Source organism: Citrobacter sp. Cpo148 (assembly GCF_030332375.1).
GTDB classification, from domain to species: domain Bacteria; phylum Pseudomonadota; class Gammaproteobacteria; order Enterobacterales; family Enterobacteriaceae; genus Citrobacter; species Citrobacter portucalensis.
Genome location: NZ_JAOWHY010000026.1, coordinates 20,976 through 32,873 on the forward strand (window position 1 = coordinate 20,976; position 11,898 = coordinate 32,873).

At 54.7% G+C, this 11,898-nt stretch carries 13 protein-coding genes and 1 riboswitch; of the genes, 8 read left to right on the top strand and 5 right to left on the bottom strand.

Annotated elements, in window-relative coordinates:
• Window positions 1–57: 57 nt before the first annotated feature.
• Window positions 58–180, bottom strand: a riboswitch (TPP riboswitch).
• 50 nt (window positions 181–230) lie between these two features.
• The gene (locus OGY10_RS00220; protein ID WP_032945654.1) at window positions 231–719 is read right to left on the bottom strand and encodes an Rsd/AlgQ family anti-sigma factor; all 489 of its coding nucleotides are present in this window, start codon (window positions 717–719) and stop codon (window positions 231–233) included.
• A 96-nt stretch (window positions 720–815) separates the two neighbouring features.
• Between OGY10_RS00220 and nudC the strand changes: the two genes are divergently transcribed.
• The 6 genes from nudC to OGY10_RS00250 all read left to right on the top strand — a co-directional run bounded on the left by nudC (window position 816) and on the right by OGY10_RS00250 (window position 5,181).
• A complete protein-coding gene (nudC, locus tag OGY10_RS00225; protein WP_003033074.1) occupies window positions 816–1,589 on the top strand; it encodes an NAD(+) diphosphatase in 774 nt (257 codons plus the stop codon).
• Between the two features lie 50 nt (window positions 1,590–1,639).
• Window positions 1,640–2,704 carry a uroporphyrinogen decarboxylase gene (gene hemE, locus OGY10_RS00230; protein WP_003826889.1) on the top strand — a complete coding sequence of 355 codons (1,065 nt, stop codon included), beginning with the start codon at window positions 1,640–1,642 and terminating at the stop codon, window positions 2,702–2,704.
• A 9-nt stretch (window positions 2,705–2,713) separates the two neighbouring features.
• Window positions 2,714–3,394, top strand: a complete 681-nt coding sequence (gene nfi, locus OGY10_RS00235) for a deoxyribonuclease V (RefSeq protein ID WP_008787113.1) — start codon at window positions 2,714–2,716, stop codon at window positions 3,392–3,394.
• 33 nt (window positions 3,395–3,427) lie between these two features.
• A complete protein-coding gene (locus tag OGY10_RS00240) occupies window positions 3,428–4,018 on the top strand; it encodes a YjaG family protein (RefSeq protein WP_003842015.1) in 591 nt (196 codons plus the stop codon).
• Between the two features lie 186 nt (window positions 4,019–4,204).
• Entirely contained in the window at window positions 4,205–4,477 is a 273-nt protein-coding gene (gene hupA / locus OGY10_RS00245; protein WP_001044509.1) for a nucleoid-associated protein HU-alpha, read from the top strand.
• 11 nt (window positions 4,478–4,488) lie between these two features.
• Window positions 4,489–5,181: a DUF1481 domain-containing protein gene (locus tag OGY10_RS00250; protein ID WP_032945667.1), complete on the top strand. Its 693-nt coding sequence runs from the start codon at window positions 4,489–4,491 to the stop codon at window positions 5,179–5,181.
• Window positions 5,182–5,242: 61 nt separating this feature from the next.
• Here OGY10_RS00250 and zraP read toward each other — a convergent pair whose 3' ends face one another.
• Together zraP and OGY10_RS00260 are read right to left on the bottom strand one after the other, a co-directional pair.
• Window positions 5,243–5,686, bottom strand: a complete 444-nt coding sequence (gene zraP / locus OGY10_RS00255) for a zinc resistance sensor/chaperone ZraP (protein ID WP_032945657.1) — start codon at window positions 5,684–5,686, stop codon at window positions 5,243–5,245.
• The gene (locus tag OGY10_RS00260) at window positions 5,686–5,892 is read right to left on the bottom strand and encodes a hypothetical protein (protein WP_191226545.1); all 207 of its coding nucleotides are present in this window, start codon (window positions 5,890–5,892) and stop codon (window positions 5,686–5,688) included. Before OGY10_RS00260 ends, zraP begins: the two co-directional genes overlap by 1 nt.
• Window positions 5,893–5,949: 57 nt before the next feature.
• Here OGY10_RS00260 and zraS point away from each other — a divergent pair, with 57 nt between their 5' ends.
• On the top strand, window positions 5,950–7,335 hold the full coding sequence (zraS, locus tag OGY10_RS00265) for a two-component system sensor histidine kinase ZraS (protein ID WP_191226544.1): 1,386 nt from the start codon (window positions 5,950–5,952) through the stop codon (window positions 7,333–7,335).
• A gap of 5 nt (window positions 7,336–7,340) precedes the next feature.
• A complete protein-coding gene (gene zraR, locus OGY10_RS00270) occupies window positions 7,341–8,666 on the top strand; it encodes a sigma-54-dependent response regulator transcription factor ZraR (RefSeq protein WP_191226543.1) in 1,326 nt (441 codons plus the stop codon).
• Here the strand turns inward: zraR and purD are convergent.
• Together purD and purH are read right to left on the bottom strand one after the other, a co-directional pair.
• Entirely contained in the window at window positions 8,663–9,952 is a 1,290-nt protein-coding gene (gene purD / locus OGY10_RS00275; protein ID WP_191226542.1) for a phosphoribosylamine--glycine ligase, read from the bottom strand. The two genes, zraR and purD, sit on opposite strands and share 4 nt — an antisense overlap.
• Window positions 9,953–9,967: 15 nt before the next feature.
• On the bottom strand, window positions 9,968–11,557 hold the full coding sequence (purH, locus tag OGY10_RS00280) for a bifunctional phosphoribosylaminoimidazolecarboxamide formyltransferase/IMP cyclohydrolase (protein ID WP_008787105.1): 1,590 nt from the start codon (window positions 11,555–11,557) through the stop codon (window positions 9,968–9,970).
• Between the last annotated feature and the right edge of the window lie 341 nt (window positions 11,558–11,898).

Below are 11,898 nucleotides of genomic sequence, written 5' to 3' on the forward strand. Positions count from 1 at the left end.
ATGGCTTGTCAGACGACGGATGAAGCAAGAGAGAAGCTCGCCCGGGGGCGATGCTATTGTAGATTGACTCTTGTTCCCTTCGCAGGTTTTAACCTGATCAGGTTCCGCGGATCCCGAATTAACGGTCTCAGCCTTTTCCACTCATGCTGCTGTGGAAAATAAGCACTCCGACAAGAAGTAACCTCAGTAAAGAGGTAATGAATGTAAACTACGCGTTAATGCCGCAAATCTCAAGCATGACGTTTGAGAGTGTTACTCTCGTGCATTGCGTCAAATACCAGCATGATCAACTTATCTTCCAGCACGAATCGGGCTTCCAGTGCCTCGCCGAGATCCGATAAAACCTGTTGAAATTCAAGGAAGTTATCATGATCAATCGCAGTTTCCAGGCTGGAGTCATAGTAGTCCATGATCAGCTGCGTATTGGCTTCCAGCAGCGGCCAAATTTTTGTGGCTTTTAAAAGCTGCCCGTTCCCTTCCAATTTATGGAGAATACGTTCATAAATACTGAAGTGTCCGGTGGAGAGGTAATCGACCAGGCTCTGACAAAAATCATCCAGCGCTTTTTCATTGAGTCGCATGTACGATTCTTTGCCAGGCTTAATGCCAACCAGATTGTAGTAAGCCACGAGCAGGTGCTTACGTACATGTAGCCAGCGATCAACCAGTTTATTACTTCCTCCGACGTGCTCCGTCAGGCTTTCCAGCTGGTTTAGCATGATTGACTCCGCAAGATGGTGTTTAGGAACTGCTCACCCGTAAATGTAAAAATAATGTAAACAACATGCCTGTGAAGCAAAGGTTGCGCAAGAGATATGGATCGTATAATTGAAAAATTAGATAGCGGCTGGTGGATCGTCAGTCATGAGCAAAAGTTATGGTTACCTCATGGCGAGCTACCTTATGGCGACGCAGCCCGTTTTGATCTGATTGGTCAGCGCGCGCTGCCAATAGGCGAGTGGGAAGGGGAGACTGTCTGGCTGGTGCAGCAGCAGCGTCGACACGATATGGGGTCGGTGCGCCAGGTCATTGACCAGGACGTTGGCCTGTTTCAACTGGCCGGACGCGGCGTACAGCTGGCGGAGTTCTATCGCTCGCATAAATTCTGCGGCTACTGCGGCCATCCCATGCACCCGAGTAAAACGGAGTGGGCGATGCTCTGTAGCCACTGCCGTGAACGTTATTACCCGCAAATTGCCCCGTGCATAATCGTCGCTATTCGCCGAGATGATTCCATCCTGCTTGCCCAACATGTTCGCCATCGTAACGGCGTGCATACCGTACTGGCGGGTTTTGTCGAAGTAGGTGAGACCTTAGAACAGGCGGTGGCGCGTGAAGTCATGGAAGAAAGCGGCATCAAGGTGAAAAACCTGCGCTATGTCACTTCTCAGCCATGGCCGTTCCCGCAGTCTTTGATGACCGCATTTATGGCGGAGTATGATAGCGGCGAAATCGTCATCGACCCGAAAGAGCTGCTGGAAGCGAACTGGTATCGCTATGACGACTTACCGCTCTTACCCCCGCCGGGTACTGTCGCGCGTCGATTGATTGAAGACACTGTGGCAATGTGTCGGGCTGAGTACGAGTAAAGAGCGAGTGGTGATACACTGATGGACTGACGCAATAAGGAACTGCAAAAATGACCGAACTGAAGAACGATCGTTATCTGCGTGCGCTGCTGCGCCAGCCCGTTGATGTCACTCCGGTATGGATGATGCGCCAGGCAGGCCGCTATCTACCGGAATACAAAGCTACCCGTGCCGAAGCGGGCGATTTTATGGCGCTGTGCAAAAATGCCGAGCTGGCCTGCGAAGTCACGCTGCAGCCGCTGCGTCGCTATAAACTTGATGCCGCGATCCTCTTCTCGGATATTCTGACGATCCCGGATGCGATGGGACTCGGGCTGTATTTTGAAGCAGGAGAAGGCCCACGCTTCACCTCTCCGATTACCAGCAAGGCTGATGTCGACAAACTGCCGATCCCGGACCCGGAAGATGGGCTGGGGTACGTGATGAACGCGGTGCGCACTATCCGCCGTGAACTGAAAGGCGAAGTGCCGCTGATCGGCTTCTCCGGTAGTCCGTGGACGCTGGCGACCTACATGGTTGAAGGCGGCAGCAGCAAAGCCTTCACCGTGATTAAAAAGATGATGTACGCCGACCCTAAAGCGCTGCATCTGCTGCTTGATAAGCTGGCGAAGAGCGTCACGCTGTACCTGAACGCGCAGATCAAAGCGGGCGCGCAGTCGGTGATGATTTTCGACACCTGGGGTGGCGTGCTGACCGGTCGCGACTATCAGCAGTTCTCTTTGTACTACATGCACAAAATCGTTGATGGCCTGCTGCGCGAGAACGAAGGTCGTCGCGTTCCGGTGACGCTGTTTACCAAAGGCGGTGGTCAGTGGCTGGAAGCGATGGCGGAAACCGGCTGTGATGCGTTAGGTCTCGACTGGACCACTGACATTGCCGATGCGCGTCGTCGTGTAGGTCATAAAGTGGCGCTCCAGGGCAATATGGATCCGTCCATGCTGTATGCGCCGCCAGCCCGCATCGAAGAAGAGGTGGCGACAATTCTGGCCGGATTCGGTCAGGGTGAAGGGCATGTCTTTAACCTGGGCCACGGCATTCATCAGGACGTCCCGCCAGAACATGCGGGTGTCTTTGTGGAGGCGGTACATCGGTTGTCCGAACAGTACCACCGCTAAGGAGTTATCATGGATCTCGCGTCATTACGCGCGCAGCAGCTTGAACTGGCTTCTTCAGTGATCCGCGAGGATCGTCTGAAGAACGATCCGCCGGATCTGATCGGCGGGGCGGACGTTGGGTTTGAGCAGGGTGGCGAAGTGACGCGAGCCGCAATGGTTTTGCTGAAGTATCCCACGCTTGAACTGGTCGAATACAAGGTGGCGCGTATCGCCACCACCATGCCCTACATTCCCGGTTTTCTCTCCTTTCGTGAAACTCCCGCGCTGATGGCCGCCTGGCAACTGCTCTCGCACAAGCCAGATCTGCTGTTCGTTGACGGGCATGGCATTTCTCACCCGCGTCGTCTGGGCGTGGCCAGCCATTTTGGTCTGCTGGTGGATGTCCCGACGATCGGCGTGGCGAAAAAACGGTTGTGCGGCAAGTTTGAACCGCTCGCTGCTGAACCTGGTGCGCTAGCGCCGTTGCTGGATAAAGGCGAACAACTGGCATGGGTCTGGCGCAGCAAAGCGCGCTGTAACCCGTTGTTTATTTCCACGGGCCACCGCGTGAGTATGGACAGCGCACTGGCGTGGGTTCAACGCTGTATGAACGGCTATCGTTTGCCGGAACCAACACGCTGGGCAGATGCGGTAGCATCCGAACGCCCGGCTTTTACTCGGCTTGCAGCAAAAACGCCCTATATCGGGTAAACTGCGGCTAATTTCCGTATTTGAGAACTCATCATGTTACAAAATCCGATTCACCTGCGTCTGGAGAAGCTGGAAAGCTGGCAGCACGTCACGTTTATGGCCTGTCTGTGCGAACGCATGTACCCAAACTACGCCATGTTCTGCAAGCAAACTGAATTTGGCGATGGACAGATTTACCGCCGAATTCTGGATCTGATTTGGGAAGCGCTGACGGTTAAAGACGCGAAAATCAATTTCGACAGCCAGCTGGAAAAGTTTGAAGAGGCCATTCCTTCTGCAGACGATTACGATCTGTACGGTGTTTATCCGGCGATTGATGCCTGTGTGGCATTAAGCGAGCTGATGCATTCGCGTCTTAGCGGTGAAACGCTGGAGCATGCAATCGAAGTGAGTAAGGCTTCGATTACGACGGTTGCGATGCTGGAAATGACTCAGGCTGGTCGTGAAATGACCGATGAAGAGCTCAAAGAGAACCCTGCCGTTGAGCAAGAATGGGATATTCAGTGGGAAATTTTCCGACTTTTAGCCGACTGTGAAGAACGCGATATTGAGCTGATAAAAGGGCTGCGTGCAGACCTGCGCGAGGCTGGCGAGAGCAATATTGGTATAAATTTTCAGCAATGACACCACAAAACGTGATTTAACGCCTGATTTGTCGTGCCTGAAGGCTTCCCATCCGCCCCCGGTCTGGTCTACATTTGGGGGGCGAAAAAAAGTGGCTATCGGTGCGTGTATGCAGGAGAGTGCTTTTCTGGCATTTCCGTCGCACTCGATGCTTAGCAAGCGATAAACACATTGTAAGGATAACTTATGAACAAGACTCAACTGATTGATGTAATTGCAGACAAAGCAGAACTGTCTAAAACACAGGCTAAAGCTGCTCTGGAATCCACTCTGGCTGCTATTACTGAGTCTCTGAAAGAAGGCGATGCTGTACAACTGGTTGGTTTCGGTACCTTCAAAGTGAACCACCGTGCTGAGCGCACTGGCCGCAACCCGCAGACCGGTAAAGAAATCAAAATCGCCGCAGCTAACGTACCGGCATTTGTTTCTGGTAAAGCACTGAAAGACGCGGTTAAGTAATTCGCGTGGCAGTGAACAGTTTTAACGAAGGGGCGGTTTCGCCCCTTTTGTCCATCTGGCGTCATACGCTTTGGCTTTCAGGTGTTCTGTTACTGTCTGCCTGCGGTAGCCATTCTGAGCTTCCTCCTTTCACGGCCAGCGGCTATGTTGGCGATCAGGGGGCGGTACGCATTTGGCGTAAAGACTCCGGTGACGATGTTCACTTGCTCTCGGTATTTAGTCCGTGGCGTAAAGGCGAAACCACTACCAGTGAATACCGCTGGCAGGGTGATTCGCTCTCTCTGATAGAACTCAACGTTTACAGTAAACCGGCTGAACATGTCCGTATACGCTTCGATGACCGGGGCGAACTGAGCTTCATGCAGCGTGAAGTCGACGGGCAAAAGCAGCAGCTTTCCAGCGATCAAATCGCGCTTTACCGCTATCGTGCCGATCAAATTCGCCAGACCAGCGATGCGCTGCGTCAGGGGCGGGTGATATTGCGTCAGGGACGTTGGCATGCGGATAACACGGTCACAACCTGTGAAGGTGAAACGCTGAAGCCAGACCTGGAGTCGTGGGCGATAAACCATATCGAGCGCCGCCAGAGACATTCATCCGTAGAGGTGAGTGTGGCATGGCTGGAAGCGCCCGAAGGGTCGCAGCTACTGCTGGTCGCCAATGAAGATTTTTGTCACTGGCAGCCTACAGCCAAAACTTTCTGAAAACCTGAATACAGGAAATCAGCAGGCCTGATCCGTATAGCGTCATCAGGTATTAAGTCTTTTACCAGTGGCCCATTCCCATATGACCGCCGCCGCGATGGTTACCGCCACCGCCGCATCCGCCGTAGCCCATTCCCGCGCCACGTGGCACGCCAGCCTGCGCCATTGCGACATCACGTTTAACGCGCTGCTCGTCCAGAGACTGATTCAACGCTTCCATCTCTTTTGCAACGGCGTTAATTTTTGCCGTGTCCGGCGAGCTGGCCGTTAATAGTGCGTTGTACTCATAACGTTTGGATGTCAGCTGTTGGCGCAACGCGCTGGTCTGGGAATAATAATCATCATAGATTTTCTGTGCGGCAGCCTGCTGCTCAGCGGTCATTGGCGTACCGCCCCGTTGCTGCATTCCGTCGCCATATCCCCAGTGATTCTGTGCCAGTACCGGGGTGGAGCCAAGTGCGATAAGAGAAAGTGCAATCAGTGCCAGTTTGTTGTTCCGTTTCATCATTCGTTCTCCTGTTGGTTACTTACATTCCCTTTTGCATCTTCCGTGCCAAAGCGGCAATCCCAGTCCTGCGGGCGTTGTACCCGCCGTCTTTGCAGGGAAACGAGTAAAAATGACTCGCCAGAACGCGTCAGCGAGTCATTTTTACCCGTTACTTTCAGCTGTTTGTGTCTGAGGGCAGGGTTATCAGGGGGAAAAAATGGCATGATTTCTGCTGTATACCTGCAACGATGAAAGGAACAAGCGGGGTGAAGGGAGAGCGTATGCGTCTTTATAAGGATACGGTGGCAAAGTGGTTGAGCCGACTCTTGCTGGCGGCAATCCTGGTTTTGGTCGGCTGGTTTTCGATTATGACCATTCGGGACTATGGGCGGGAAAGTGGTGCCGCGCGGCAAACGCTACTGGAAAAAGGCAGCGTGCTCATTCGCGCTCTGGAGTCTGGTACGCGCGTAGGCATGGGGATGCGCATGCATCATGCCCAGCAGCAGACGCTACTGGAGGAAATGGCTGTACAGCCTGGCGTGCTATGGTTTGCTGTCGTCGATGAGCATGGTGTCATTATTACCCACAGCAATTCCGCGATGGTCGGCAAAACGCTCTATTCATCGGATGTCCTGCGACAGCTTAGTCCTGGGGAGCAAGAAAGCTGGCGGAATATTGAAATTCCAGCGAGGGATGGTGAAAAAACGCCAGCACTGGAAATTTATCGCCAGTTTCAGCCGATGTATGGTCCAGGACGCCACGGCATGGCGCGCTGTGCCAGTAATGACGGGCAGCTTATCACCCCATCACAAACCATATTTATCGCCTTTGATGCCAGCGATTTGACAGCGACTCAGGCAAGGGAGTGGCGTAATACACTGATAGTCCTCTCTGCGCTGGCGGCTGTGTTGCTGGCCACCGTGCTGACGTTCTTCTGGTATCAGCGCTATCAGCGCTCGTACAAAGAACTCCAGGATGCGATGAAGCGTAAAGAAAAACTGTTAGCACTCGGTCATCTTGCGGCTGGGGTGGCACATGAAATTCGTAACCCGCTTTCATCGATCAAAGGGTTAGCGAAGTATTTTGCCGAGCGAACCCCGGCAGGAGGCGAGTCGCATGAGCTGGCACAGGTGATGGCGAAAGAGGCGGATCGTTTAAATCGGGTGGTGAGCGAGTTGCTGGAGCTGGTGAAACCTGCACATCTGACGCTGCAACAGGTGGATCTCAATGAGGTTATCACCCACTCATTACACCTGGTGAGTCAGGATGCGGCAAGCCGGGAAATCCAGCTCCGCTTTTCGGCCAATTCTACGCTGCCCGCTATCCAGGCCGATCCCGACCGGCTGACTCAGGTTTTGTTGAATCTGTATCTGAACGCCATTCATGCGATTGGTCGTCAGGGCACGATTACGGTTGAAGCGAATGAAAGCAGCGGCGAACGCGTTAAAATTGTGGTTACCGATAGTGGGAAGGGGATTGCGGCGGAACAGCTGGAGGCCATTTTTACGCCTTACTTTACGACCAAAGCTGACGGAACCGGCCTCGGGCTGGCGGTAGTGCAGAACATTATCGAACAGCACGGTGGCACCATTCAGGTGGCAAGCGTTGAGGGCAAAGGCGCGACCTTTACCCTTTGGCTGCCGACCAAAGCGAAACAACAGGATTAACAAGGATGACGCGCGGAAAAATCAATATTCTGGTGGTAGATGACGATATCAGCCACTGCACCATTTTACAGGCGCTGCTGCGCGGCTGGGGTTATGAGGTCGCGTTGGCCTATAGCGGGCGAGCGGCGCTGGAACAGGTGCGCGAACGCGTATTTGATTTAGTGCTGTGTGATGTACGCATGGCGGAGATGGACGGCATCGCAACGCTGAAAGAGATTAAAGCGCTGAATCCGGCGATTCCAGTCTTGATCATGACGGCGTTCTCCAGCGTGGAGACTGCCGTTGAAGCGCTTAAAACCGGGGCGCTGGACTACTTAATCAAGCCGCTGGATTTTGACCGTCTGCAGGAGACGCTGGAAAAGGCGCTGGCGCATACGCGGGAAACGGGCGCTGAACTGCCATCGGCGTCGGCTGCGCAGTTTGGCATGATTGGCAGCAGTCCGGCGATGCAGCAGTTGCTCAATGAAATCGCGATGGTTGCGCCCTCGGATGCGACGGTGCTTATTCACGGAGACTCCGGCACGGGGAAAGAGCTGGTGGCCCGGGCGCTACATGCCAGCAGCGCCCGTCGCGATAAACCGCTGGTGACGCTCAACTGCGCGGCGCTTAATGAATCGCTGCTGGAGTCCGAACTTTTTGGCCACGAAAAAGGCGCGTTTACCGGGGCGGATAAACGGCGGGAAGGTCGCTTTGTGGAAGCCGATGGCGGCACGTTATTTCTTGATGAAATCGGTGATATTTCACCGCTGATGCAGGTGCGTCTGCTGCGGGCTATCCAGGAGCGCGAAGTGCAGCGGGTTGGCAGCAACCAGACTATTGCGGTTGATGTCCGGCTGATCGCCGCCACGCATCGTAATCTGGCCGAGGAAGTCAGTGCCGGGCGCTTTCGTCAGGATCTCTACTATCGCCTGAACGTCGTCACCATTGAAATGCCAGCGCTGTGCCAGCGCCGGGAAGATATTCCGCTGCTAGCCGAACATTTTCTCCAGCGTTTTGCCGCGCGTAACCGTAAAGCGGTGAAAGGCTTTACTCCGCAGGCGATGGATCTGCTGATCCACTACGACTGGCCGGGCAATATTCGTGAGCTGGAAAATGCGATTGAGCGCTCGGTGGTGCTGCTGACGGGGGAATATATTTCCGAACGCGAGCTGCCGATGGCGATTGCCGCGACGCCGATAAAAACGGAATTCAGTGGCGAGATCCAACCGCTGGTGGATGTCGAAAAAGAGGTGATTCTGGCGGCGCTGGAAAAAACGGGCGGCAATAAAACGGAAGCCGCCCGTCAGTTAGGCATTACGCGTAAAACGCTGCTGGCGAAAATTTCGCGTTAGCGTTGCTCGCGTTCAATGGCGCGCCAGCCGATGTCGTTACGGCTGAAGCTGCCATCCCAGCGGATGTCGGTCATCAGGGCGTAAGCGCGTTTCTGCGCTTCAGCCACAGTATGACCCAGGGCGGTGGCGCACAGCACGCGACCGCCGCTGGTCAGCACGCGATCGTCTTCGGCGAGTTTAGTGCCCGCATGGAACACTTTTCCGTCTTCTACTTCTTCCAGCGGCAGACCGTGGATCTCATCTCCGGTGTTGTAGTTGCCCGGATAACCTCCGGCAGCAATGACGACACCCAGCGAGGCGCGTTCGTCCCACTCGGAGGTTTTCTCATCCAGCTTGCCGTCGCAGGCGGCCAGGCAAAGCTCCACCAGGTCCGATTTCATGCGTAGCATGATCGGCTGGGTTTCCGGATCGCCGAAGCGGCAGTTGAACTCGATAACCTTCGGATTGCCCTGTTTGTCGATCATCAGACCCGCGTACAGGAAACCGGTGTAGGTATTCCCTTCCGCCGCCATACCTTTTACGGTTGGCCAAATAATGCGTTCCATGGTGCGCTGATGCACTTCATCAGTTACCACCGGCGCTGGTGAGTAAGCACCCATACCGCCGGTGTTCGGGCCAGTGTCGCCGTTGCCTACGCGTTTGTGGTCCTGGCTGGTGGCCATCGGCAGCACGTGCTCGCCGTCGACCATTACGATAAAGCTCGCTTCTTCGCCGTCGAGGAACTCTTCGATCACGATACGGTGGCCCGCATCGCCAAAAGCGTTACCTGCCAGCATGTCATGAACGGCGGCTTCTGCTTCCTCCAGCGTCATCGCCACGATAACGCCTTTACCAGCAGCCAGGCCGTCAGCTTTGATGACGATCGGCGCGCCTTTCTCACGCAGATAGGCCAACGCTGGCTCAATCTCAGTGAAGTTCTGATATTCCGCCGTCGGGATCTGGTGACGGGCGAGGAAATCTTTGGTGAAGGCTTTGGAACCTTCCAGCTGTGCAGCACCTTCGGTTGGCCCGAAGATCTTCAGGCCAGCGGCGCGGAACGCATCGACCACGCCAATCACCAGCGGCGCTTCCGGGCCGACGATGGTCAGGTCAATTTTCTCGTTCTGGGCAAAGCTCAGCAGAGCTGGAATATCGGTGACGCCGATAGCCACGTTCTGCAACGCGGGCTCCAGTGCGGTACCGGCGTTACCCGGTGCGACAAAAACGGTATCAACCAGCGGGGACTGTGCGGCTTTCCAGGCCAGGGCGTGCTCGCGCCCGCCGTTGCCAATCACTAATATTTTCATCGTCTGCTCCGTGGATTAATGGCGGAAGTGGCGCATGTCGGTAAAGATCATCGCGATACCGTGTTCATCGGCAGCGGCAATGACTTCGTCATCACGGATAGAACCACCAGGCTGGATAACGCAGCTCACGCCAACGGCGGCGGCAGCATCAATACCATCGCGGAACGGGAAGAAGGCGTCAGAGGCCATGGCGGAGCCTTTCACTTCCAGACCTTCGTCAGCCGCTTTAATCCCGGCGATCTTTGCGGAGTACACGCGGCTCATCTGGCCTGCGCCTATGCCGATAGTCATGTTCTCTTTGGCATAAACAATGGCGTTGGATTTCACGAACTTGGCGACTTTCCAGCAGAACAGCGCATCGCGCAGCTCTTGCTCGGTCGGCTGACGTTTGGACACCACGCGCAGTTCGCCTTCGCTCACCATCCCCAGATCCCTGTCCTGAACCAGCAAACCGCCGTTAACGCGTTTGAAGTCCAGGCCCGGTACACGTTGTGCCCACTGACCGCAGGTCAGAACGCGAACGTTCTGTTTGGCGGCGGTGATTTTCAGTGCGTCTTCGGTTGCGGACGGGGCGATGATCACTTCCACGAACTGACGGGAGATAATTGCCTGCGCGGTTTCGGCATCCAGTTCGCGGTTGAAAGCGATGATGCCGCCGAACGCGGAGGTCGGGTCGGTTTTATAGGCGCGGTCGTAAGCGTCGAGAATAGAGGTACTTACCGCCACGCCGCACGGGTTAGCGTGCTTAACGATCACACAGGCTGGCTCGCTGAACTCTTTCACGCACTCCAGCGCCGCGTCGGTATCTGCGATGTTGTTGTAGGAAAGCGCTTTGCCCTGTACCTGCTGCGCGGTGGCAACGGACGCTTCTTTAACATTCTCTTCTATATAGAAGGCAGCCTGCTGGTGGCTGTTCTCGCCGTAGCGCATATCCTGCTTCTTAATGAAGTTCAGGTTCAGCGTACGCGGGAAACGACCGGCGGCCTCTTTGCTCTCACCGTGGTAAGCCGGAACCATACTGCCGAAGTAGTTGGCAATCATGCTGTCGTAGGCGGCGGTGTGTTCGAAGGCTTTAATCGCGAGGTCAAAGCGGGTTTCCAGAGTCAGGGAGCCTTCGTTGGCATCCATCTCTTTAATAATGGCGTCGTAGTCGCTGCTCTTCACAACGATCGCTACGTCTTTATGGTTCTTGGCAGCGGAACGCACCATGGTCGGGCCGCCGATATCAATGTTCTCTACCGCATCTTCCAGCGAGCAGCCTTCACGGGCGACGGTCTCGGCGAATGGATACAGGTTTACAACCACCATATCGATAGGGGCGATACCGTGCTGTTCCATAATTCCGTCATCCTGACCGCGACGACCAAGAATGCCGCCGTGGACTTTCGGATGCAGGGTCTTCACGCGTCCATCCATCATTTCCGGGAAGCCGGTGTAATCGGAAACTTCGGTCACTGGCAGACCTTTCTCCGCTAACAGGCGCGCAGTGCCACCTGTAGACAGCAGCTCCACACCACGTGCGGAAAGTGCCTGAGCGAATTCGATGATACCGGCCTTGTCAGAAACACTGAGCAGAGCGCGGCGGACTGGACGACGTTGTTGCATGGTAAATCCCCTGGATTTGACTATTACAGAGAGCGTTAGGTGAATTCTTGGCTAAAAACTCAGCTAACGCCCCTTACGGGGCATCCTTGTTTTGCGGGGGCATTGTAACGAAAACGTTTGCGCAACGCTCGCGAATTTTTAAATTTCGATTTTGACCTCTTCTTTTTCTGTTGAAGGAGGCTGATATAACGAGTGGATCGTAGAAACGATCGTGTGGTTTGTGGATAACTCTGTGTGTAAATGGGTATAAGGCGGGGTTTCGCTGTGGAATGCAGCAGTCAGTCATTTTTCTGTCATTTAAGGGTTGCGGGCCGCAGGAAACTCCCTATAATGCGCCTCCA